This window comes from Pseudomonas sp. QLc11A (genome assembly GCF_052112305.1).
GTDB classification, from domain to species: domain Bacteria; phylum Pseudomonadota; class Gammaproteobacteria; order Pseudomonadales; family Pseudomonadaceae; genus Aquipseudomonas; species Aquipseudomonas laurylsulfatiphila.
This window is the reverse complement of record NZ_JAVAJJ010000027.1, coordinates 1-24,613: the sequence shown is the minus strand read 5'-3', so window position 1 is coordinate 24,613 and position 24,613 is coordinate 1. Positions and strand designations below refer to the sequence as shown.

General features: G+C 51.3%; 19 protein-coding genes and 5 pseudogenes. All 24 read left to right on the top strand.

The window, feature by feature from the left end; genetic code table 11:
* Window positions 1–157 precede the first annotated feature (157 nt).
* A complete protein-coding gene (kdsA, locus tag Q8X48_RS28245) occupies window positions 158–1,000 on the top strand; it encodes a 3-deoxy-8-phosphooctulonate synthase (RefSeq protein ID WP_407802274.1) in 843 nt (280 codons plus the stop codon).
* A gap of 31 nt (window positions 1,001–1,031) precedes the next feature.
* A complete protein-coding gene (gene kdsB / locus Q8X48_RS28240) occupies window positions 1,032–2,318 on the top strand; it encodes a 3-deoxy-manno-octulosonate cytidylyltransferase (RefSeq protein WP_407802273.1) in 1,287 nt (428 codons plus the stop codon).
* Between the two features lie 261 nt (window positions 2,319–2,579).
* A pseudogene (locus Q8X48_RS28235) lies at window positions 2,580–2,814 on the top strand (IS3 family transposase); the annotation flags it as partial.
* Between the two features lie 301 nt (window positions 2,815–3,115).
* Window positions 3,116–3,550, top strand: a complete 435-nt coding sequence (locus Q8X48_RS28230) for a low molecular weight protein-tyrosine-phosphatase (RefSeq protein WP_407802272.1) — start codon at window positions 3,116–3,118, stop codon at window positions 3,548–3,550.
* Between the two features lie 24 nt (window positions 3,551–3,574).
* Window positions 3,575–5,812 carry a polysaccharide biosynthesis tyrosine autokinase gene (locus Q8X48_RS28225; RefSeq protein WP_407802271.1) on the top strand — a complete coding sequence of 746 codons (2,238 nt, stop codon included), beginning with the start codon at window positions 3,575–3,577 and terminating at the stop codon, window positions 5,810–5,812.
* 54 nt (window positions 5,813–5,866) lie between these two features.
* Window positions 5,867–6,373, top strand: a complete 507-nt coding sequence (gene rfaH, locus Q8X48_RS28220; RefSeq protein WP_407802270.1) for a transcription/translation regulatory transformer protein RfaH — start codon at window positions 5,867–5,869, stop codon at window positions 6,371–6,373.
* Window positions 6,374–7,102: 729 nt separating this feature from the next.
* Window positions 7,103–8,524: an undecaprenyl-phosphate glucose phosphotransferase gene (locus tag Q8X48_RS28215; RefSeq protein ID WP_407802269.1), complete on the top strand. Its 1,422-nt coding sequence runs from the start codon at window positions 7,103–7,105 to the stop codon at window positions 8,522–8,524.
* Between the two features lie 73 nt (window positions 8,525–8,597).
* Complete coding sequence (locus Q8X48_RS28210; protein WP_407802268.1) at window positions 8,598–9,869, top strand: hypothetical protein; 1,272 nt, start codon at window positions 8,598–8,600, stop codon at window positions 9,867–9,869.
* 147 nt (window positions 9,870–10,016) lie between these two features.
* Window positions 10,017–11,084, top strand: a complete 1,068-nt coding sequence (locus Q8X48_RS28205; protein WP_407802267.1) for a glycosyltransferase family 4 protein — start codon at window positions 10,017–10,019, stop codon at window positions 11,082–11,084.
* Window positions 11,077–12,306: an O-antigen ligase family protein gene (locus Q8X48_RS28200; protein WP_407802266.1), complete on the top strand. Its 1,230-nt coding sequence runs from the start codon at window positions 11,077–11,079 to the stop codon at window positions 12,304–12,306. The genes Q8X48_RS28205 and Q8X48_RS28200 overlap by 8 nt, the downstream gene beginning before the upstream one ends.
* Window positions 12,307–12,355: 49 nt before the next feature.
* Window positions 12,356–13,384 carry a hypothetical protein gene (locus tag Q8X48_RS28195; RefSeq protein ID WP_407802265.1) on the top strand — a complete coding sequence of 343 codons (1,029 nt, stop codon included), beginning with the start codon at window positions 12,356–12,358 and terminating at the stop codon, window positions 13,382–13,384.
* A 117-nt stretch (window positions 13,385–13,501) separates the two neighbouring features.
* Window positions 13,502–14,590 carry a glycosyltransferase family 4 protein gene (locus Q8X48_RS28190; protein WP_407802264.1) on the top strand — a complete coding sequence of 363 codons (1,089 nt, stop codon included), beginning with the start codon at window positions 13,502–13,504 and terminating at the stop codon, window positions 14,588–14,590.
* Window positions 14,591–14,672: 82 nt separating this feature from the next.
* A complete protein-coding gene (locus Q8X48_RS28185; protein WP_407802263.1) occupies window positions 14,673–15,668 on the top strand; it encodes a KpsF/GutQ family sugar-phosphate isomerase in 996 nt (331 codons plus the stop codon).
* A gap of 399 nt (window positions 15,669–16,067) precedes the next feature.
* Window positions 16,068–16,367: a hypothetical protein gene (locus Q8X48_RS28180; RefSeq protein ID WP_407802262.1), complete on the top strand. Its 300-nt coding sequence runs from the start codon at window positions 16,068–16,070 to the stop codon at window positions 16,365–16,367.
* Window positions 16,368–16,454: 87 nt separating this feature from the next.
* Entirely contained in the window at window positions 16,455–17,561 is a 1,107-nt protein-coding gene (locus Q8X48_RS28175; RefSeq protein ID WP_407802261.1) for a polysaccharide biosynthesis/export family protein, read from the top strand.
* A gap of 14 nt (window positions 17,562–17,575) precedes the next feature.
* Window positions 17,576–18,235, top strand: coding sequence for a YjbF family lipoprotein (locus tag Q8X48_RS28170; RefSeq protein WP_407802260.1), 660 nt, complete (start codon window positions 17,576–17,578; stop codon window positions 18,233–18,235).
* A 38-nt stretch (window positions 18,236–18,273) separates the two neighbouring features.
* Window positions 18,274–19,005 (top strand): capsule biosynthesis GfcC family protein, encoded by a 732-nt coding sequence (locus Q8X48_RS28165; protein WP_407802259.1) that lies wholly within the window; start codon window positions 18,274–18,276, stop codon window positions 19,003–19,005.
* The gene (locus tag Q8X48_RS28160; protein WP_407802258.1) at window positions 19,002–21,095 is read left to right on the top strand and encodes a YjbH domain-containing protein; all 2,094 of its coding nucleotides are present in this window, start codon (window positions 19,002–19,004) and stop codon (window positions 21,093–21,095) included. Before Q8X48_RS28165 ends, Q8X48_RS28160 begins: the two co-directional genes overlap by 4 nt.
* Window positions 21,092–21,475 carry a teicoplanin resistance protein VanZ gene (locus Q8X48_RS28155; RefSeq protein WP_126046450.1) on the top strand — a complete coding sequence of 128 codons (384 nt, stop codon included), beginning with the start codon at window positions 21,092–21,094 and terminating at the stop codon, window positions 21,473–21,475. Before Q8X48_RS28160 ends, Q8X48_RS28155 begins: the two co-directional genes overlap by 4 nt.
* A 227-nt stretch (window positions 21,476–21,702) precedes the next feature.
* Entirely contained in the window at window positions 21,703–23,268 is a 1,566-nt protein-coding gene (locus Q8X48_RS28150) for a methyl-accepting chemotaxis protein (protein WP_126046451.1), read from the top strand.
* A 161-nt stretch (window positions 23,269–23,429) separates the two neighbouring features.
* A pseudogene (locus tag Q8X48_RS28145) lies at window positions 23,430–23,552 on the top strand (methyl-accepting chemotaxis protein); the annotation flags it as partial.
* A 160-nt stretch (window positions 23,553–23,712) separates the two neighbouring features.
* A pseudogene (locus Q8X48_RS28140) lies at window positions 23,713–23,835 on the top strand (methyl-accepting chemotaxis protein); the annotation flags it as partial.
* Between the two features lie 161 nt (window positions 23,836–23,996).
* A pseudogene (locus tag Q8X48_RS28135) lies at window positions 23,997–24,119 on the top strand (methyl-accepting chemotaxis protein); the annotation flags it as partial.
* Window positions 24,120–24,280: 161 nt separating this feature from the next.
* A pseudogene (locus Q8X48_RS28130) lies at window positions 24,281–24,403 on the top strand (methyl-accepting chemotaxis protein); the annotation flags it as partial.
* Window positions 24,404–24,613: the final 210 nt, after the last annotated feature.

Below are 24,613 nucleotides of genomic sequence, written 5' to 3'. Positions count from 1 at the left end.
TGAAAGCAAGCTTGTCTGTTGGTTCAATGGCTGATATGACAATTACCGTTCAGCCCAATCCATCCCCTAAACCGCGGTAACTGATGCCGGACCGCAATAAAGGCGACCGACATCAACACCAAGTCCTCCCCTCATCATATTCAAGTGAACTATTATCGTGATTAAAATCACCCCGACTATCGAATGCTCCAACAACTCACCCTTCGTGCTCTTCGGCGGAATCAACGTACTTGAATCCATGGATCTGGCGCTGATTGCTTGCGCCGAATACGTGCGCGTTACGGAAAAGCTGGGCATTCCTTACGTGTTCAAAGCCAGCTTTGATAAGGCAAACCGTTCGTCCATCCACTCTTATCGCGGCCCTGGCATGGAAGAGGGCCTACGTATATTCGAAGCTGTGAAGGCTGAGTTCGGCGTACCGGTGATTACAGATGTGCACGAGATTTACCAGGCTGCGCCAGTCGCAGAAGTCGTCGACGTTCTGCAGCTGCCTGCATTTCTAGCACGGCAGACCGACTTGGTCATGGCACTAGCGAATACGGGCAAACCGATCAACATCAAAAAGCCACAATTCCTGAGCCCATCGCAGATGCAGAACATCATGCACAAGTTCAAGGAAGCCGGTAACAATCAGTTGATCCTCTGTGACCGCGGCACTTGCCTGGGTTATGACAACTTGGTGGTGGACATGCTGGGCTTCGGCGTGATGAAGCGCACCTGCGAGAACTTGCCGATCATTTTCGACGTGACCCACGCGCTCCAGCAACGCGATCCATCGGGAGCAGCATCCGGTGGTCGTCGCGAACAAGTGGTTGAACTGGCACGTGCCGGCATGGGCGTGGGACTGGCGGGACTGTTTCTGGAAGCGCATCCGAACCCGAATGAGGCCAAATGTGACGGCCCGAGCGCGCTGCCGCTGGATCAGCTGGAACCCTTCCTGACTCAGATCAAAGCATTGGACGATCTTGTCAAGTCGTTCAAACCATTGAACATTGCCTGAAGCAACGTTTTTTGATGAAAGGATTCCGAACATGACAAGTACAGATCAACGGGTCGCAATAGTCATTCCGTCACGCTATGCCTCAACACGTCTGCCCGGCAAACCGCTCGCCGATATCGCGGGCAAACCCATGGTGCAGCACGTATATGAACGGGCCCTGCAAGTTACTCATGCTCAAGTTGTCGTGGTTGCTACCGACGACGAGCGCGTCGCGGAGGCGGTTCGAACGTTTGGGGGGGTTTGCGTAATGACCTCACCAGATCATCCGTCCGGAACCGACCGTCTGGCCGAAGTCATGGCGCAGGTCGAGGCGGACATCTACATCAACCTACAAGGTGATGAGCCACTGGTGCGCCCGGCCGACATCGATACCCTCGCCGCCGGCATGCTTGCTGATAAACAAGTACAAGTCGGTACGTTGTGTCACCCGATCGAAGCTCACGAAGCTGGCACACCGAATACGGTGAAAGTGGTACTGGCCAACAATGGCAACGCGCTGTACTTCAGTCGTTCTCCGATCCCGTACCCAAGGGACGGCAAAGTTGCCGAATACCTCAAACATGTGGGGGTGTATGGATTTCGTCGCGACGTCCTGGCCGACTTCAGCAGCCTGCCGGAACCGATGCTCGAGCACGCAGAAAAACTTGAACAATTGCGACTGATGGCTGCTGGATACTGCATTCGAGCATATCGGGTAGAACCGACCGGCCCGGGTGTAGACACGCCGGAGTGCCTGGAAAGGGTGCGAGCATTGATGAGTGGCCTACCCCTTGCGGCGTTGCCTACGCTGGACGATGTTCGTTTGGTGATTACTGACGTGGATGGTGTGCTGACCGACGGCGGCATCTATTACGACGCAACTGGCGAGTGCCTGAAGCGCTTCCACGTCCGCGATGGAATGGGCATGCGCCTACTTGAAGAAAATGGTGTGCGGGTGGCGGTGCTGTCAGGCCGCGATTCGGCGACGCTACGCAATCGCGTGGCGGATTTGGGCATAACGCTCTGCCAATTCGGCGTGAAGGATAAGCAGGCCGCCTGCCATCAACTGATGGCCGAAGCCGGCGTCAGTGCTGCACAAACGGCATGCATCGGCGACGACTGCATCGATCTGCCGGCCTTTGCAGCATGCGCTTTGTCCTTCGCGGTGGCAGATGCACCGGTTTACGTAAAAGCAGCTGCGACGCATGTGTTGATAGCTGCGGGCGGTACCGGAGCATTTCGCGAAGTTGCAGACAGTATACTAATTGCTCAAGGTAAAGGTGCCGTACTAGCCACAGCAACAGGTTATAGGCAAGTCATGGCGAAGATGGCGCAGTGAGCCTCTTGCCTCGGTCGTGATGGATGGTACGAAGGCCAGCGCGGGGTCACGTTATCATTCATCGTGAACAAGCTTACTCGTATATTTAGGCTTGAATTGGTGGGGTGATCACGCCTGTTTCGCCCTCACCTTTCTTTAGCTCGACCTCCGGTACCTGGATAGTTGTCGCTTCGCCAATTTCTCCTAAAAAAGCATATCGGGGGCAGGAAGCGACTGGTCGTGCCGTATCATTCATATGAACGCGGAGCCGCATTGCTCAAGATGCTGCGTCCTCCACTGAGTCTGATGATGACCGAGGTTTCTTGACGCGAAGGGGTCAGCGAAATGCCTTTGTCCAACTTGCAAGCAGTTCAGTTCTGAACGAAATGCAGTGCCCGAAAACAAGCCACTGACCGAGAACTGATCAACCGAAACTAAGTTTTCTGTCGTCCTTTTAGCGGCCGGCTTGTCCGAGATCGACCTAGTCGAGTACTGCCGGCGCAAAGGCCTTTACCCGTGCTATCACTGCTTGGCAACGCCACGCACTTTGACTTGAATCTGCTGCACTTCGGCCTGCTCACCCATCCGATGCCGGCATAGTAATGCCACCAGCAATGGCAAACGCCCGTATGATAGAAAGTAACAGCCGAGCCTTGACCCTCCCCCCTTACGCCACTAAAGTGCACACTTTTGAAATGGCCCCGGCGGCAGTAATGCACCGGAGAAAGCCGTACTGTTGCGTTGGAAAGGAAGCCCACCCCCCTCCTCCTGCTGCCTGTGCGGTCATCACACACGATTTCGCAACCTGCGCAGCCCCTATGTTCAATAAAATCCTGGTCGTATGCATCGGCAACATCTGCCGCAGCCCCACCGTCGAAGCCCTGCTTAAAAGCAAGCTGGCCAATCGCGGCATCGACGTCAGTTCTGCGGGCCTCGGCGCCCTTGTGGACAAACCCATGGACAAGACCGCGCTGGAAGTACTGCGCGAACATGGTGGCGATCTCCCGGACCACAAAGGCCGCCAACTAACTCGAGAAATGCTGCAACAGGCGGATATAGTCCTGACCATGGAACAACGTCACGTGGAGAGCATTGCGCGAATGGCTCCGGAAGTCCGCGGCAAGACGTTTCTACTAGGCAAGTGGCAGAACAACCGGGAAATCCCCGACCCCTACCGTCAGCAGAAAGTCGCTTTCGATCACGTCTACCTACTGATGACGCAAGGCGTCGACAGCTGGTCGCAAAAACTATAATCACCTCTTGCAAAAGTACCCCGCATGCAAAGCCCAAACAGCCTCCCCATCCAGGAACACCGCGACGACGATGACGACATCGATCTGCTCGCACTCTTCGGCACCTTGATCGATAGCAAGTGGATCATTGTTGGCATCACAGCGTTCTTTTGCGCGGTGGGTGTTGCGTATGCCGTGTTGTCGACGCCGATTTACCAGGCGAATGCGCTGGTGCAGGTTGAAGAGAAAAAAGGCGGCATGGCTGCGCTGGGCGGCATGGCGGAAATGAGCGAGATGTTCGGCGGCACCTCTCCGGCGGTGACCGAGATTGAGCTGCTCAAATCCCGCGCGGTTCTGGGCAAGGCTGTGGAGAACCTGAAGCTCGATATTATTGTTGAGCCGAACTACTTCCCGCTGATTGGCCGTTTTCTGAGCCGGCGCTTTGAGCCGGTGAGTGAAAACCAGGTGGCCTCACCTTCACTCGGCTTGGACAGCTTCACTTGGGGTGGAGAAAAACTCGATATCTTCCAACTGGAAGTGCCGGATGCTTACCTGGGCAAGGAGCTGACACTTCGCGCAGAAGGCAATGGCGCCCTCACCCTCCTGAATGACGATGACGAAGTCCTCCTCCATGGTCAGGCGGGTGAGAAACTTGAGCAAAATGGCTTCAAATTACAAGTTGCCACCCTGAACGCCAATGCTGGTGCACTGTTCACTGTTACCAAACAGCGTCGTCTCAACACTATTCTGCAATACCAGGAAGATGTGTCGGCCGCAGAACGTGGCAAGGAATCTGGCATCATCGCGCTGTCGCTGGAAAACGAAGATCCCGATCTGGCCAACAAGGTGCTGGATGAGATCAACCGCCTCTACGTACTGCAGAACGTCCAGCGTAACTCCGCCGAAGCCGCACAAAGCCTGGAGTTTCTACGCACCCAGTTGCCGGATGTACGCAAGCAACTTGAGAAGGCCGAAGGTCAGTTGAATGCCTACCAGAGCAGTGCTCGCTCCGTAGACATCACTATCGAAACCAAAGCTGTACTCGATCAGATCGTAGCCCTGGAAACCCTGATTTCCGAGCTGAAGCTCAAGCAAGCTGAAATGGAACACCGCTTCACCCGCGAACATCCGTCATACCAGGCACTGATGACCCAAATGGGTCAGCTGGATCAGCAGAAACGCGGACTGGAAAAGAAGGTCAAGAACCTGCCAGAAACCCAGCAGGAATTACTGCGCCTGACTCGTGACATGCAAGTCACCACCGACATCTACACGCAGTTGCTGAACAAAACCCAGGAGCTGGATATTGTCCGAGCCGGTACGGTAGGTAACGTCCGCGTGATCGACTCGGCGGATGCGAACATCGAAAAACCGGTCAAACCGAAAAAAGCGCTGATCGTTTTGATTGCAACGCTGCTCGGCGGCTTTATTGCGGTGGCCTACGTATTGGTGCGCAAAGCCATGAATCGTGGCGTCGAAGACCCGGAGGTCATCGAACAACTCGGCATCCCGGTTTACGCGTCGATCCCTCTCAGCAAGGGCCAATCCCAGATTGAAGGTACGTTGAAAGGCAACAACCGCGTCTCTACCGGCTCACTGTTGCTCGCCGTCAACAACCCGGCCGACCTCGCTGTTGAATCGTTGCGCAGCCTGCGTACCAGCCTGCACTTCGCAACTCTTGAAGCGAAGAACAACATCCTGATGATTTCCGGCCCAAGCCCGGCCGTGGGTAAATCCTTCGTATCGTGCAACCTGGCCGCGATCATTGCCCAGACCGGGCAAAAGGTACTGCTGGTCGACGCCGACATGCGTAAAGGCTACCTGAACAAAATGTTCCGCATGGACGTGAGCAACGGTTTGTCCGACCTCCTCGCCGGCAAGATTGATCTGAACAAGGCAACCCACTCCACCGAAGTGGACAACCTGCACGTCATCACCCGCGGTCAGATCCCACCCAACCCGTCGGAATTGCTGATGCACAGCAACTTCACCCGGTTCCTGGAGCAAGTCAGCAGCCAGTACGACCTGGTGATCATCGACACCCCGCCAATCCTCGCCGTAACCGATGCCGCCCTGGTGGGCCGCCAGTCCGGCACGAACCTGATCGTGACCCGTTTTGGCGTCAACGCCGCCAAGGAAATTGCCGTAACCAAACGTCGCTTCGAACAGAACGGTATCGTGGTCAAGGGTGCGATCTTCAACGCCGTGGAACGCAAGGCTTCAGCCTACGGCTACGGCAGCTACAGCTATTATCAATACGAATACGCCTCGGACAAAAAGTGACATCGGACATCAGGGCAGCGCCGCTGCCCTGATTCACCCATGAGAGCCCTCAGCATGCCTCGCCCGCACCCGCCCCCACGCTGGTACCTGATCCAGTGCAAACCCCGGCAAGATGCCCGCGCCGAGGAAAACCTGACTCGCCAGAGCTTCACCTGCTACCGACCTACACAACAGGTCGAACGCATTCAACGCGGTCGCCGCAGCACCTCGGTAGAGTCTCTCTTCCCCGGCTACCTGTTTATCCAGCTCGACCAGCTCAACGACAACTGGCACCCGATCCGCTCTACCCGCGGGGTCAACCAACTGGTGACGTTCGGCAAACAACCGATTGCGGTCGCTGACGATCTGATCGAGCAATTGCAACAGCAACTCAGCGAGGCACCCACAGAGTACGCAGCATTCGAACCCGGTGACCGGGTGCGCATCAACCGCGGCAGCTACAAAGAACTGGAAGCGATTTTCCTGGCCCGCGACGGTGCCGAACGCATCGTGATCCTGCTCCAGCTCCTGCACCGCGAACACACCCTCAGCATCCCGATCAACGCCATAGAAAAGACCTGATAGCAGTCAACATCAATCCCCGGCCTGGCGCACATCTGTGGCGAGGGGGCTTGCCCCCGCTGGGCCGCGCAGCGACCCTAAAACCAGCCACCGCGGCTCTACAGATAAAACACATTTACCGGCTTTACGACGCCCTCTCAGCCAACCAACCCAACCATGCGCAACATCGAAACCCTCCCCCCTTCGGCACATACCCCAGAATCGATCGCATGATGGCTCGCATAGTGGCACTTCGCCCAATAAACACTGGGCTATCGGCTGCAATCGGCTTTTCACTGGTTATTGGTAATTTTGTCCGTCCGAACCCCATATGAGCCTGTTTTATACCTTCACATTTCCTAACAAAAACGTAGAATACGCCGTCGGCTGAGGTATATTCCCATTCCGGCAGGATGCCATTGCACAAACCTCGCGTTGTGCAGCAGTCAAGGACAGACTCATTATCCTCCGAGCACAGACTCGGCCTGCCTGATTGACCCTCTTCCCCAAAAATGCCAGCGCTCGCGCATCGGCTCATTCGTCGCACCCACGGCGCACGTTCTCAGGAAACCAACGGTCAATCCTGGGGCGGTAGCGTGCCCAAAACCTTGATATTGGCCAAGGCGAGTGCGTTCCCTGTCAAGGATAAGGGAAACGCCACGACACAGACCGGTTTGTGCCAGAGGCTCAAACAGCAACCAAAGCGGCATGGAGTGAAAACTCCCGCAGCAGGCATACCCCAGGAAGGCTATGTCCAAAATCGACGCAAGGGACATTATTTTGATTCGCAAGCGCAACACCAAGCTACCAGCCGGCCGCGGTCTTACGTTCTGGACCCAATGGCTTGGCGCAATCTCCGCACTCATCCTCCTGCTCTGCGCACTGGCAACCATAAAGACAGGGGAAGTCGAAGCCCACTACCGGATACTCGCGGCATTCATGCTGCTCGGCTCAGTACCCGCCTACTCCATGATGCAGGTCTACCATAAACACCATGGCTATTTGGTCGGGCTAGGCCGATTGCTGGCTGGCTGGCTGGTGCTACTCTCCGGCTTGACCGTCGTGGCGTTTATCACCAAAACCAGTGAGCTTTTTTCCCGCGAAGTTATTATTAGCCTCGCGCTCGGCGGTTTCGCACTCCAAGCCTGTCTCTATGTGCCGCTGCATAACCTCTCCCGGCGTTACCAGCAAAAGCTGCAATCAGAACGTACGTCTCTGATTATCGGCACCGGCGACCTGGCCCAAGAACTCGCAGACAAATTGGTTCGCAACAGAAACGAACCACTGGTTGGCCTGGTAGCCGCGGACGACCAACCCTCGCCCAGCAATGGCCTTTACCCGGTGATTGGCAGCCTTGCCCACCTGCGGGACCTGATCGCAACCCACCGGATTCGGCGCCTCTACATCGCATTGCCACTGACAGAAGCCGAACAGATCGAAGGTCTGTACATCGACCTGCTGGACTCCAGCGTCGACGTCATCTGGACCCCGGACCTGCAAAGCCTGATCCTGCTCAACCACTCCGTCAGTGATATCGAAGGCCTTCCCGCCATTCACCTGAACGAGAGCCCACTGACGTCCTACCCTACCGCCGCCGCCTCTAAAGCGATAATGGACCGGACCGTCGCACTCATCGCGATCATTCTGCTCAGCCCGGTATTGTTGGCCACCGCCATCGCCGTCAAATGCTCATCCCCTGGCCCGATCCTGTTCAAACAGAAACGCCACGGCTGGAACGGCAAGATCATCAAGGTCTGGAAATTCCGCTCAATGCGCGTGCATGACGACAAAGAGGTCAAGCAGGCCAGCCGCAATGACCCGCGAATCACCCGTGTCGGTCAGTTCATCCGCCGCACGTCCCTCGACGAGCTGCCGCAACTGTTCAATGCCCTGCAAGGCCGCATGTCCCTGGTAGGTCCTCGCCCTCACGCCGTGGCACATAACGATTACTACACCGGAAAAATCGATGCCTATATGGCTCGACACCGAATCAAACCGGGAATTACCGGGCTTGCTCAAATCAGTGGTTATCGCGGCGAGACAGAAACCATCGACAAGATGGAAAAGCGTGTAGAACTGGACCTTGCGTACATCAACAACTGGTCGTTGTGGCTGGATATAAAAATCCTTATAAAGACACCACTTACACTACTATCGAAAAATATCTACTAAATCAATTCCTTGAGAAATGCAGCCAAACATTCAACGAATCAAGGCCTCTTGCAAAAATAAATTATGAGCGACCATGATTACCAACAGTAAAACAGTCGAGAAAATATTAAGCATTAGCATCCGATTGACAACGCTATTCTCAAAATTTTTTTTAATAATATTACTAGCCAAACTACTTCCTCCAAAAGACGTTGGAGTCTACGGATTAATTACTGCGACTGCAGGCTATCTCGTTTACATACTTGGCCTAGAGTTTTACTGCTTCACTACAAGAGAGCTTGCCTCATCAACCAGAAAGGAATGGGGCGCAATAATAAAAAACCACGCAACCCTTCTTGTATTTTCATACATCATAGCCATTCCGATCATTATTCTAGCAATGATCTCTCAAGAAATACCTAGCAACATTATAAGTTTGTTTATAGTAATTCTTATCATCGAGCATGTGGGACAAGAACAGAGCAGAGTGCTTATTGCCATTTCCAGACCGCTTTCTTCAAACATTGTGCTATTTATTAGAACAAGCGCATGGGTCATCGTAATATCCCCAATTTTGTGGTTTATTCCTGAAACCAGGACAATAGAAAGCGTTTTATACTCTTGGATTGCCGGAGGAATTATATCCATTGCTATCGCCGCACTGGTAACAAATATTTCTATAGAGTGCAATTTACGCTTAGATTACTCATGGGTAAAAAAGGGTCTGATAATTTCAATACCCATATTAATATCAACACTATCTGCGCGAGGTATATTCACCTTTGACAGATACATGATAGAAGCCTTTCAAGGCATCACACATGTAGCCCCCTATGTTTTATTTATTGGAATATCAAATGCAATGATATCCCTACTCGACTCCGGGGTTTATGCATATCATTATCCAAGCATGATAAAGTCCGCAAGAAACTCTCCAAAAGAATTCAAAACAACATTTAAATCCATGCTAACTCAAACTATAGCAGTATGTGCTATCTATTCAATCGCCTGTACATTAGTCATAAAATACGTACTAATCTGGATTGACAAACCAATTTATATAGCCGAGCTAAACTCTTTCTATATTTTAATGCTTGCATTCAGCGCCCATGCATTGAGCATGGCCTTTCATTACTCTCTTTATGCCCTTAAAAAAGACAAAGCATTATTCCGCTGTAACATCCTAATGCTCCCAATTTTTCTTATCACCGCAAAGACACTTGAGTATTTTAATTACTACAACGCAGTCCCAATCTCCTTGTTCTTGGTGTTCGCATGCTCATTAATATGGAAGGCAAGTGGTCACTACTTAGAAATGAAACTGCTCAGTGAAGAGAAATCAAATATCAAACAGGCTAGCACATGAATGCCGATTTGTTTAAAACCCAAACAAACATGCAATTAAACACTAAACTATCAACAATGCCCTCTTAATGCAACCCGCCAAATATTGTAGATAGATAGGGTTTGAGCATATAACTAATTCTTGCGACTGCGTCCAATTTAATAAAACATGAAAAAAATATTGCTTTTCAGCCATGAGTACCCACCTGCAATAGGTGGTGCGGGCAGCGTTGCTCAAAATATATTCAACACAGCCAAAAAATTAAACGTTGAGATAGATATTCTTTCCCTTAACTGGCTCAGGTCATCAAACCTTCCAAGGTTTTTAAAAAAAGCAATTCTACAGTTATGGCCAATGACATACGCTCCCTTCTTGATATTTCATGCCAATCGATATGATTTAATAATTTGCAACGATGGCGCTAGCATCTATTGCGCGGGCCTCTACTTAAGCAACAAAAACTTAAAAAAAGTCAAATGCATTATTCATGGCGTCGAACCCCTTCTACAACAAAACAACCGAAAGGCCAACTTTATTAACTTTAAGGGCAATTACAGCAAATGCCTGGCACACTGCAAAGAAATTTTTTTTGTTTCAGAGTACATTAAAGGTCGTTTTTCTAAAGATATAGACACCAACGGCATTCTTGATAAAATCAAAGTTTCGCACAACGGCATAGATAAAAATTTATTTTATCCCGCCTCAACGCAACAGCATAAAAATCAAATACGAATAGTATCCGTATCACGAATCGTTGAGAGGAAGGGATACAAAAAATCATTTGAAGCTGTCTTATATTTGAAAAAATCCAACCCAAGCATAGATATAAAATGGACAATCGTAGGTGATGGCGCATATCTTAATAATTTAAAAACACAAGTTTCACAAAGCGCAATCAGCGAAGATGTTATTTTCCTAGGTCAAGTAAACCAGAGCAAACTCCCACAGATATACTCTAACAACAACATCTTTCTTTTATTAACAGAACTCGAAGAAGCCTTTGGATTAGCTTATTTAGAAGCTGCAAACTGCGGATGCTATGTTATCGGAAGCGATATTGGAGGCGTCCCGGAAGCTTTTAAATACATCTCTCATGGAAAACTAATAGACACTAGCGCTTCAACGCATGAAATATCAGATGCCATACTATCTGCTGAACACCTCATCAAAAGTCTACCAACAAATAAGTGCCTACGGTCTATAGATGACTTTTTCCACGAGATCACAGATGAATAACAAAACCGGATTTACTTTAGTCACGACTCTCTTATTGCTATCGATCTTTATCAAAAACATATCAATACTAGCTCCATTCCACGTACTATTTTCAGCTTTTTTCTTAATATCAGCCACTCTTAAACCAAAGCAAATAAAACTTAAACCAGTAGCAATTTTATTATTCTTTACATCATTAATGCTTATTGCGTTTACAGCACGAAACTTTGGCGGAATTGGTGACGAAATACATATCCTTATTTATTTCCTTTTAATACTTCCTTTTTTCATCTTCACAACCACATGCAATCTTTCAAGAACAAAAGAATTCGGCAAAATCGCTATGGTTTTTTTCATAGTAATGAATTCACTGGGCATTTTGGCTTTTCTTTTCACTATCGCCACAAGAGATCACGCTGAACTAGTTATACTTTTCAACGGAGAAGCATCAGAGTCACGAAAGATTTTGATAAACTCATTAGACTCATTTGTTTTCGCTGACACTTGGGGCTATAGATACTCCGGCTTTTACCTAGATCCCAACAGGTGGTCTTTTTGTCTAATTTTTATGTATATGTTCACGGACACATGCAGAGCAGAGAGCAAAAAACTACAGCTTATTTGCAAGAGTTTGATTTTAGCATCTCTACTATTAACCTTTTCAAAAGGAGGTTACGTTGGGCTCCTGACTTATCTGACGATACGTGCAATACTTGAAAGAAAAACTGCAAGCATCGTATATTTTGCAATAATTATGACAGCGCTAGCTTCATTTATTTTTATATTTTCAGACACCGACCAAATTTTAGAGCGCGCAATATATGGCTTTGACTCTGGCAATGGAAAGTCACGAATAAATACCTGGCCTGCCTATTTTTATGAGATTACCAAAGACCCTGTTAATTTTTTATTTGGTGTTTTCACCGACGCAGACCTAACAAAGACAATGCCCATAAACCCCCATAACCTACCTTTATTCATCACTTATCAATTCGGCTCTGTGTTCTTCTTGTGTTTTATCGCTGTTCTTTATGGCCTCTATCGTAAAGCCAATCGACTAAAACACAGAAACCGTGCTTTCTTAATTTCTGGCTTTCTTAGCCTGATGCTAATGAGTCTGACGGAAGATGAAGTCCTCCTACCTATTTTCTGGTTCGCTGGAGCCTTTATCTATGCGACGCTAAAGAATGCTAAAACGCCGTACAACAAACCACAACCTCAACTGAATCCAGTAACGACATAAGCATGACTTCCTCATATCAAAATAACAAAATACCAAACATCTATCACCGATGAATATTTTATTCTTACAGCCAAGAGATTATTTTGAAGAGCTTATAGAGTTAAAGCATCTACCGAGCTCTAGCAAACTTACATTCGGGTATTCACCACTATGGCCAATAAAAAGAATTCTTTCTAACTATGATATAGTTTTTAGCTGTATCGATCATGATAAAGAAGCGCGAAAAATCTGTAGAATAGCGAAAGCCCTAGGCCTGGAAGTGGTATTTCTGCAAGACGGAATATTTGACTTCAGCAACTCATTTGAAAACAAACTTCTTAAAGCAAAAAAAACAGCACTCCTAAGCGAAGACTGCTACACACAAATTTTCTTCACTGATCTATCCGCACTTGAATACTTCAAACAATTTAACGCCGAGCTAAAATTATATTGGCCTATACGTATGTTATCGCACAACCCAGCCACACCTACAACGACCAGCTCACCACTATTCTTGATTACCGCGGCCAACAATCCAATATTCAATCAAGCGGAATTCCCGAGATTAATTAAGCTAATAAAAAACCTAGAAGCCCAACTCGAAATCCTAAACATACCGTACAACTATAGGATATTTGACATATCAATAGTTGAGGCTTTGAAAATCCCGCCTGAACGCAATATGACTTCGGGATCTTTCGAGGATTGCGTGACATCAGGTTACACTGCTGTATTTTCGACGCCAAGTTCGATAATAAACACAACAGCCAACTACGGAATTCCAGCAATAGTCTTTGATTACAGATCAACCCCAATGCTTTCGGTTGCCGGATGGAGAATTCACGAGTCGGTGGATTTAAGCGAAGAAATTGCATCCATAATACTTCAGTCTCCTTCGCGCATGGATTACCAGCGAAGGATGCTCCCAATACAATCAATACCAGAAATAAGACAACGCGCATCAACCTGTGAAAACATTAACCACTTTGAATTAAGCGGTTTTATGTTCACTAAAAGGCTTATATATAAAAAATTCTTCTCAAAAAAATTCAAACTGAAGTCAATTTTATTTTTTTTCTTAAACCGCATAAAGCGTTGAGTCTTCAAAAAATAAAACTCTGCATCCTGACAACTCTATAAAATCCTCCATTTCAGTAACTCACTGTGGAAAATCGCGTATTTAGCGGCCAATTATATTCCTGCCCAGAGATCTACTATGTTAAAAATACTTCATGTTGCCGAGTATGCAAAGGGTGGGGTTGCTACCGTCATAAATGAACTGCTATCCAGCCAAAATAAAACTCACAATACGTTTGTGCTCGTGAACGAATCTCATGCCAGCTACATTAACCCTTCACAACAAGTCTTCACCTATAGGGGGTCCAGGTCAATCTTAGGCCTGGTGCTTTTTACAGCCAAACTGATATACGTATATTTAAAGCTAAAGCCTGATATCGTACATCTTCATAGTTCTTTTGCTGGAGCTATTGGAAGACTCGCGCTTGTTTTTTTTCCTGCAAAAATAATATATCAATCGCACGGAGTCTCCTTTGACCCGCAAAGAGTCACCGGCATTAAGAAAAAGCTATTAACCTTTACAGAAGGGCTACTATCATTTCTCAGCGACGCCACGATTGCCATATCACATTACGAATTCAACTTACTTTGCAATGCAACCCATAAAAAGAAAGTTCACTTAATTGAAAATGGAGTGAGCGATACCCTATTGCAAAAACAATCCAACAAAAGAAATGGAAAACTTCTTTTTGTTGGACGCCTTGACCACCAAAAAGGCTTTGATTTAATCGTCGATTATTTTGCAAAATACAACACTTCATTCACGCTAGATGTCGCTGGCGAGCAAGTACTGGGCGACTCGAAAAAACGCCATTCAACTCCGAATATAAACTATTTGGGGTGGCTCCCCCCGGAAGAATTAGAAAAGAAATATGCAGATTACACAGCTGTAGTTATGCCTAGCAGATGGGAAGGTTTTGGATTGGTTGCTATCGAATCTCTACGCGCTGGCACGCCTGTTATTTCCTCAGACAGAGGAGCGCTACCAAGCATTATTTCTGACAACTTTAATGGGTTAATTTTCTCCATAGAAAACTTTGAGAAAGACTTCCAGCATTGCTTAGCTACACTTGAAGCAAAACCTGCTGCGTTTTTCGAAAAAAACTGCCGTGAAACCTATGAAACGAAATTTAATGCGAACATCATGGCATCAAAAATAGAACGACTTTACATTTCAACTTTGAATTCAAAAAACCAACCGCCAACCCGAACACCCCATACACATTAAAAAGTAAAAAAACGCCAAACCCTCTCATGAAATATAATATTTACCGATCACATCACTTATTTCGACGACATAAGCTTGATGGATGTTGATATTATTTCGATATGCGAGCCAGTTTTCACATCATAAGCTCATCAAAACCCCTATGATAAAATACAGCTTTATTGAAATTGCGAAGCAAGTGTTTGAAATCGAATCCAAGGCTGTTGCTCGCCTCTCTGATCGACTGAATGAATCTTTTACAGAAGCCGTACAACATATATTAGAATCGAAAGGCCGGGTAATTGTATGCGGGATGGGAAAGTCTGGCATTATTGGGAAAAAGATCGCCGCCACCTTAGCAAGTACTGGTACACCTAGCTTTTTCATGCATCCAGGCGAAGCCTATCATGGCGATCTTGGCATGGTTACTCCGGACGATATATTTGTCGCCATTTCAAACTCCGGCGAAACAGATGAAGTTGTAAAGTTGATTCCATTTCTCAGAGGGAACAACAACTATCTTATTGCATTAACTGGCAATTCTACTTCGACACTTGCTAGGGCGGCCCATAACCATCTAGATGTCGGCGTTCAAGAAGAAGCTTGCCCATTGCAACTGGCACCGACATCTTCCACAACTGCCGCGCTTGCTATGGGCGATGCGTTAGCGGTAACACTTATGAATGCACGTGACTTCAGACCCGAAAATTTTGCTCGCTTCCACCCAGGGGGCTCTTTAGGACGGCGACTGTTGAGCAAAGTGGAGGACGAAATGACAGACTCCAACTTGCCATTTGTTCAAGCAGATTCAAAGATTCTGGATGTCATTCAAACAATGACTCGAGGTAGTCTTGGCCTTGCCATTGTAAAATCCATTTCCGGTTGGGGGTTGGTAACCGATGGTGATATTCGTCGAGCTATTGATCGATACAGCGAAGCTGTATTTGAAAAAACTGCAGCAGAGTTCATGTGCTGCGATCCAATAATGGTAGCATCGGGGACTCGCGTGGAGGATGCACTACTTCTCATGGATACTCATAATATAACTTCACTCCTTGTTTTCGAGAACAAACAGATTGTTGGGGTTTTTAAGAAGTAGCGAAGTCATAACTTAGCGCTAAAAAAACTACTATATCCTCTAGCAGAATTATTTTACCCGCATCTGTAACTCAAGACAAAATCTAAACAAATTAATAAGTTTCGATAACCAACCATTTTAATCATCATTGATTATCTATTAAATATTGAACCAATTTGAAACGAGCTTGCTTTGGGCTTATCCATTCGAGTAAAGATTTATATGCACATTTCAGTTTCCATTCAGAAAACCAGACAATGCACATTTTTTTGATAGACTTCCGATTAGGTCGAAGGCAAACAGTTGTCACTATTGAAAAATAATAGTACATACCCGCAACTGTAGCTTGCAAAACAGACACTTCTTGCAATACCCTTAACCCAATAACCCCAAAGGATTATCCTTTCAAGGAGCATGACCATGAAAAAGCTACTGGCCTTCGCCCTCGCAACCTCCCTCAGCCTGCCATTGATGGCTGCTGAAACGGCACCAGCAAAAGCCCCTGGCACCGCTGCTAAAACGCCTGGTGCAAACTCCGGCCTGTCCCTGTCCACTCCAATCGCTGGCGGTGTAACCGTTGGTACTGGTCTGGCAATCGGCGCTGGCGTAATCGCTGCTGGCGTTGCTGCTTCCAACAGCGGTGGCGGCGGCGGTAACGACGGTACCCCAGGTACTACCGGCACCACTGGTACTACCGGCACTACTGGTACCACTCGGTAACAGCCCCCCGCTTAAAGTTCGATACGCTAACCTCCCAGCCCTGCTGGGAGGTTTTGTTTTGCCTATTCTCTTCGAGCAATTTCTACAATGAATCGCGCGCTTCCCTTGGCCATGCTGGTTGGCCTGACCCTGCAAGGCTGCATTTTCTCCCCTGGTCAGCACATGGACACGGGCAATCTGGTACGAGAAGGTTCACCGGAAAGCAGCCGCATTGAGCTGGTACCGATTACACCGAAGCTGGTCGCTATTGAAGCGGCGGCAGACCATTCGAACGTGGTTGCTCCGGAGCTGCTGCGTTACCAGCCAACCGAATACCGCATTGGTGCCGGCGACCTGATCTACATCACCGTTTGGGATCACCCCGAGCTGACCGCTCCGTCCGGTCCACAGCAGCAAATTGAAGCAAACGGACGCCTGATTCGCCCGGATGGCACGCTCTTCTATCCCTATGTAGGTACCATCGAAGCGGCCGGAAAAACCATTGACGAACTGCGTTCGATCATTGCCTCGCGCCTGTCCAAGGTTGTTGCCGAGCCCCAGGTGGACGTCAGCATCCTGCGCTTTGTGAGTCAGAAAGTGATTCTCTCGGGGGCCTTTGGTAAAACTGGCCAGTTGCCGATCACCAACACGCCTTTGAACCTGCTGGACGCTGTTGGCCAAGGTTCAGTACAAACCGGCACTGCCGATATTTCCGGACTGGTGCTCAAGCGCGACGGCCGTGAGTACCTGATCGATCTCGACGCGCTCAATCGCAAAAACTCGAACCTGCACCATCTCTACCTGAAAGACGGCGACCAATTGCACCTGCCTTACAACGACCAGAAAAAGGTCTATTTGTTGGGTGAAGTCACTGCAGCTCGTCCGCTTGTTTTCAAGGGCAGCAACATGAATCTCACCGATGCCCTTGGCAGTGTTGGCGGCCTGCGTCAGGAAACCTCCAGCGGCAAGGAGGTTTATGTAATCCGTGGAGTTGAGAATCTGGCAGACGAACCCGTCAAGGTGTTCCAGATCGACTTGAAGTCGCCGTCTGCGTTTGCCCTTGCCCAGCAGTTCAAGCTGAAGCCGCAGGATGTGGTTTATGTCGGCCCGGCCGATGTCACCCGCTGGAACCGCTTTATCAGCCAGGTCTTCCCAACAGCCAACCTGCTGCGTACGGGTGTTGCTATTCAAGATGACATGGGCAGCGAAAACTAAGATTTGGAATTCTTGTGAAATTTCTGCGACTGGCCACCCTGGGGGTGGCCTCCTTGCTGGTGAGCGCCTGCAATCCGTTGATGACCGCTTCCATGGACACGCTGAAGGTCGCGTTCGAAGGGCCTGAGCCCTTGGAGCTGACCCGCCAGCAAGTTGATGCAACGCCTTACTACCAGATCACCATTGCGGCCCCTACGGGTGAAGCCGTGATGGCACTGGTGCGTCTGCAGGATGGTGTCGGCTTCTGGATGGCTTCGACCCGCCAGATCCTGATGCTTGAAGACGGCTTGGCCATTCGCAGTGTCGGCTTCAACGACAATCTGGATGGCACCCGTTTTGAAGGCATGTCCCCGTTCAAGACCGGACTGCATCGCATCCCCGATGGCTTGCAAACCCGACGTCAGGTGGACTTTACCGACGGTTATCGAATGGGTGTCAGCGTGACCAGCGTTTTCAACAGGAAGGGCCTGGAGACCGTGCACATCCTCGACCGCGATGTCGAGTTATTGCGCGTGGACGAAGAGATCTCAATGGACGGCCTGGGCTTCACCGCGCAGAACCGATATTGGATCGATCCGGCCGACGGTTTCATCATGGCCAGCGAGCAACACCTCACCCCCGAATTGCCCCTACGCATTGTTCAAGTGCGCCCGAATAAGCCGGTAGTGCAATGATTTTTCGCTCTTCCTGGCTGCTTTGCTGCAGCCTGCTCATGACTTTTGCCGTAAATGCCGACTCGCTGGTCACGCTGCAAGGCGATGCCGCCAAGCCCGGGCGTTACTCGATTGTGGATGGCACCCGCCTGCATGACGTGCTGCTGGAGGCTCAGGTAAATCCCAAGGCTTATCTGCTCGGTGCAGCCTGGCTGCATACCCCTCTGCGTGATGCGCAAGAGCGTCTGAAGGTGGGTGTTCTTTTCGATCTGTCGACCTTGCACAGTAATGCACTGGCGGGCGATCAGGCTGGTCTGGCAACGCTTGCCGCGCGCCTGCGCGAAAAGGTGCAGGCCATGCCGGTGACCGGGCGCAAGGTCGCCCAACTTGACCCGGTGCAGGTTGAATTGGACCGCATCAATAACCGCGTTCTGAGTGACGGTGATGTGCTGCTTTACCCGCCTCGCCCAACCACGGTGCGGGTCGTAGGCGCGGTGCTGGCTGAGTGCGAATTGCCATTCCAGCCGTTGCAAGCAGCTATCGACTATCTCGAGGCTTGCCCGCTCGATCCAGACGCTGACGGCGACTGGCTGTTCGTGATTCAGCCTGACGGCCGGGTATTCAAAGACGGCGTGGCTCTGTGGAACGAAACCACATCCGTACCACCGGCCCCGGGCGCACGCATTTATGTGCCGGTGCACAACAGCAAGCAAGGCGACCTCACACCTGATCTGAATACCGAACTGGCTGCCTTCATTGCCACCCAGCCATTGCTGGAGGTGAAGCCATGAAGTATCACTTGATCCCTTGCTTGCTGCTGGGTTGCAGCACGTGGGCGGTGGCAGAGCCGCGTTATACCCAGAATGACTTCGGTGGCGTGGGGCTGCTGCAAACGCCTACTGCGCGTATGGCGCCTGCGGGTGAGTTGTCTTTGAACGCTAACCGTACAGATCCTTACAGTCGTTACAGCGTGTCGTTTCAGCCGTTTGATTGGTTGGAGGGGTCGTTTCGGTACACCGCTATCTCTAACCGCGATTATGGTCCGTCATCGTTGAGTGGCGACCAGAGCTATAAAGACAAGGCGATTGACGCCAAAGTACGTCTGCTCGAGGAAACGCACTGGATTCCGCAAGTGGCGTTGGGTGCGCGAGACATTGGTGGTACCGGCTTGTTCTCCAGCGAATATTTTGTCGGCAACAAACGCTTTGGCAATTTTGACCTGAGCCTGGGCCTGGCATGGGGTTACATCGGCAATCGTGGTGACATGGACAATCCATTGGGTTGGATTGATGACAAGTTCGATCAACGCCCTGCATCTACCAATAGCCAAGCCGGTGATTTTAACGGCAACCAGTACTTCCGCGGCTCACCCTCCTTCTTCGGCGGCGTGAACTACCAAACACCTTGGGACCCTCTGTCTCTGAAGCTCGAATACGAAGGCAACGACTACCAGCACGAGCCGCAGAACAACAACCAGGTCCAGGACTCCCCAATCAACCTCGGCTTAGTCTTCAAAGCCAACGACTGGATCGACCTGCACGCTGCCTGGGAACGCGGCAACACCGCGATGTTCGGCATCACCATGCACACCAACTTCGCCACCCGCAAGGCGCCGACCAAGAGCTTCGACCCCAAGCCTGAACCTGTGTCCGACACCAAACCCATGGTTGCGCCGCAGGATGTGCAGTGGGCCGGTGTCGCCAAGCGCCTGCAAAAGAACGCGGGCTACACGGTTTCGCGCATCACCCAGCGGGATTCCGAAGTCATTGTTTATGGCGAGCAAGGCCGTTATTTCTATACGCCGAAAGCGGTCGGCCGCGCTTCGCGCATTCTGGACAACAGCGTCAACGACGAAATCGACTGGTTCACCATGGTCGACACGCGCTACAGCTTGCCGGTCGAGGAAGTCAGCCTGCCGCGGGATACCTTCCGCGAAGTGGTGCAAGAGGATCGTCCGCTGGAAGACCTGCGTCGGGTCACCGAGATGAACGTCCCGGTACCGCATCACGAAAAGACCCTGTTCGAGCAAAAGCCTGACCCGCTCAGCTATGGCTTGGGCCTGGGCTACAAGCAAAACGTCGGCGGCCCCGACGGGTTCCTGTTGTACCAGTTCAGTGCGGACTTGAACGGCGAATATCGCTTCAAGCCTGACCTGTGGTGGAGCGGTACCCTGAGCGCGAACCTGGCGAACAACTTCGACAAGTTCAAGTACGACGCACCTAGCGGCTTGCCGCGTGTACGTACCGACCTGCGCCAGTACATGACGACTTCTGAAGTCACCATGCCGACCTTCCAGATGAACAAGGTCAAACGGCTGGATGAGGACCTTTACGGCATGCTGTATGGCGGTTATCTGGAGTCGATGTTCGCCGGTGTCGGTGGCGAAGCGCTGTATCGTCCGATGGGCGAACGCTGGGCCGTGGGTGTGGACATGAACTGGGTCAAGCAGCGTGATTTCGATCAGGGCTTTGGTCTGCGTGACTACGACACCATCACCGGTAATGCCACGCTTTACTACCGCAGTGCCTTCCAGGACATTCTCGGTGCGGTCAGCGTTGGGCGTTATCTGGCCAAGGACTACGGGGTTACCCTGGACTTGTCCCGTGAATTCAACAATGGCGTGCGTTTCGGTGGCTGGGTGACGATGACCAACGCGACCAAGGATGAGTACGGCGAAGGTAGTTTCGGCAAAGGTATCTACTTCTCGATTCCGTTCGACGAATTGATGGTCAGTTCCACCACCCGCCGTGCCACCCTGGCGTGGTCGCCGCTGACCCGTGACGGTGGTGCCGCACTGGCGCGCAGCTACTCGCTGTATTCCCTGACGGAGCGTCGCAACATCGACCTGTTCCACAACAACTTCTACAAGGTCACCGAATGAAGCAGCGAATCCTGCGTGCCCTGCCCAAGCTGGCGTTTTTCGTGATCTTGCTGGTGCTGGTTGTTGCCGGAATGCGCGGTGAGCCGGTGCCTCAGGTGTTCGAGAACCAGGACAAGCTGCATCACTGGGCAGGTTTTGCCTGCCTGACGGTGAGTGCCTGGCTGGCATTCCCCGGCACGCGATTGATCTGGTTGTTGTTCTGGCCGTTGCTGGGTTCGATGGTGATTGAGCTGGAGCAGAGCTTAATGCCGCTGCGCAGTGCGTCATGGGGCGATATGGTGGCTAATGCCACCGGCGTGACGTGTGGCATGCTGGTGATTCTGGCGTGGCGCGGGTATCGGTATACGAAGCTCAAAAAGGCGTCGGCGCTGGCGTCGTAAAGCGCCAGCCGACCCGACCTACTGTAGGAGCGGGCTTGCTCCGGGCGGCGCTGCGACGATGTTCGTTCAGTTGACATCGATGTTGTCTGACAGAATTTCGCGAGCAAGCCCGCTCCCACAGGGGTTTTGTGTACATCCCTTGGCGCGACATCGGCTGTTGAAAAATAAACTCAACAAATCCCCTCCCCCGCCGACACCCTGTCAAAGCCTCACGGATTGAAAACGCCATGCGTAACAACCAGCCTATTACACAACGCGAACGGACCTTTCCCGCTCAGCAACGGTTGATTTCCACCACCGATGCCAAGGGCATGATCACCTACTGCAACGACGCCTTTGTCGAAATCAGCGGGTTCTCCCGAGAGGAGCTGATCCGTGCACCGCACAACCTGGTTCGTCACCCCGACGTCCCGGCCGCGGTGTTCGCCCACATGTGGGGCACGCTGAAACAAGGCTTGCCATGGATGGGCATTGTGAAGAATCGCTGCAAGAGCGGTGATCACTACTGGGTTAACGCCTATGTGACACCGATCTTCGAAGGCAATCAGGTGACCGGTTACGAGTCGGTGCGGGTCAAGCCCACCGCCGAACAGATCCGCCGTGCCGAAGCGCTCTACCAACGCATCAACCAGGGCAAGTCAGCCATCCCCTCCTCGGACAAATGGTTGCCGATCCTGCAGGACTGGCTGCCGTTCATCCTGGTCAGCCAGTTGAGCTTCATGATCGGTGCATCGCTGAACTCCCATTGGGGTTTTGCCCTGGCCGCCGGTCTTTCGGTGCCGCTGGGCCTGATGGGCCTGCAGTGGCAACAGCGCGGCCTCAAGCGTTTGCTGCGCCTGGCCGAGCAGACCACCTCCGATCCGTTGATCGCACAGATGTACACCGACAGTCGCGGCGCCCAGGCGCGGCTGGAGATGTCTATCCTCAGCCAGGAAGCACGCTTGAAAACCTGTCTGACGCGACTGCAGGATACGGCCGAGCACTTGACCGATCAGGCCAGGCAGTCCGATGCACTGGCGCACAACAGCTCCAGCGGCCTGGAACGTCAACGGGTCGAGACCGAGCAAGTGGCCACGGCGGTCAACCAGATGGCCGCGACCACCCAGGAAGTCGCCAGCCACGTACAACGCACCGCCGACGCCACCCAGGAAGCCAATCGGCTGACCGGTCGCGGTCGTGACATCGCCGGGGAAACCCGCGAAGCCATCCAGCGCCTGTCGGTGGTGGTGGGTGAAACCGGCGTCACCGTGACCCAGCTGGCCAAGGACAGCAACGAAATCGGTGGCGTGGTCGACGTGATCAAAGGCATCGCCGACCAGACCAACCTGCTGGCCCTGAACGCCGCCATCGAAGCGGCCCGTGCCGGTGAGATGGGCCGTGGTTTTGCGGTGGTGGCCGACGAGGTCCGTCAGCTGGCGCAACGCACCAGCGAGTCCACCGGGCAGATTCATGCGCTGATCGCCAAGCTCCAGCAAACCGCCGGTACTGCGGTGCAAACCATGGAAGCAGGGCATCGTCAGGCCGAAGAAGGCGTGGCGCGGGTGCTGGAAGCGGACCAGGCACTGGTGGGAATCAGTGAGGCGGTGGCCAACATCACCGACATGACCACCCAGATCGCCGCCGCGACCGAAGAGCAAAGTGCTGTGGCCGAAGAAATCAGCCGCAACATCAGCAACATCTCGGAGCTGGCGGACCAGACCTCGGAACAGGCACAGAACTCGGCGTTATTGAGTGAAGAGCTGACCAAGACTGCGAATACCCAGTATTCGTTGGTGGAACGGTTTAACCGCTGATTGTTGCTGGAATGATAAGAACCCGGACAGTGAGAGCTTCCGGGTTTTTTATTATCAATTTGAAAAGTATGTTGCCTGTGCGAGCGCCTTCGCGGGCAAGCCCGCTCCCACAGGGTTTTGCATTGATCACACGATCAAGCCACACCACAGATCACTGTGGGAGCAACATCTTGGAGTTGGCGGACCAGACCTCGGAACAGGCGCAGAACTCGGCGTTGTTGAGTGAAGAGCTGACCAAAACCGCGAATACCCAGTATTCGTTGGTGGAGCGGTTCAACCGCTGATTGCTGCTGGAATGACAAGAACCCGGACAGTGAGACTTCCGGGTTTTTTATTATCAATTTGAAAAGTATGTTGCCTGTGCGGCCGCCTTCGCGGGCAAGCCCGCTCCCACAGGGTTTTGCATTGATCACACGATCAAGCCACACCACAGATCACTGTGGGAGTATCATCTCGGCGCTGGCGGACCAGACCTCGGAACAGGCACAGAACTCGGCGTTGTTGAGTGAAGAGCTGACCAAGACTGCGAATACCCAGTATTCGTTGGTGGAGCGGTTTAACCGCTGATTGCTGCTGGAATGATAAAAACCCGGACAGTGAGAGCTTCCGGGTTTTTTATTATCAATTTGAAAAGTATGTTGTCTGTGCGCCCGCCTTCGCGGGCAAGCCCGCTCCCACAGGGTTTTGCATTGATCACACGATCAAGCCACACCACAGATCACTGTGGGAGTAACATCTCGGCGCTGGCGGACCAGACCTCGGAACAGGCGCAGAACTCGGCGTTGTTGAGTGAGGAGCTGACCAAGACTGCGAATACCCAGTATTCGTTGGTGGAGCGGTTTAACCGCTGATTGCTGCTGGAATGATAAGAACCCGGACAGTGAGAGCTTCCGGGTTTTTTATTATCAATTTGAAAAGTATGTTGCCTGTGCGAGCGCCTTCGCGGGCAAGCCCGCTCCCACAGGGTTTTGCATTGATCACACGATCAAGCCACACCACAGATCACTGTGGGAGTAACATCTTGGCGCTGGCGGACCAGACCTCGGAACAGGCGCAGAACTCGGCGTTGTTGAGTGAGGAGCTGACCAAGACTGCGAACACCCAGTATTCGTTGGTGGAGCGGTTCAACCGCTGATTGCTGCTGGAATGATAAGAACCCGGACAGTGAGAGCTTCCGGGTTTTTTATTATCAATTTGAAAAGTATGTTGTCTGTGCGGCCGCCTTCGCGGGCAAGCCCGCTCCCACAGGGTTTTGCATTGATCACACGATCAAGCCACACCACAGATCACTGTGGGAGTAACATCTCGGCGCTGGCGGACCAGACCTCGGAACAGGCGCAGAACT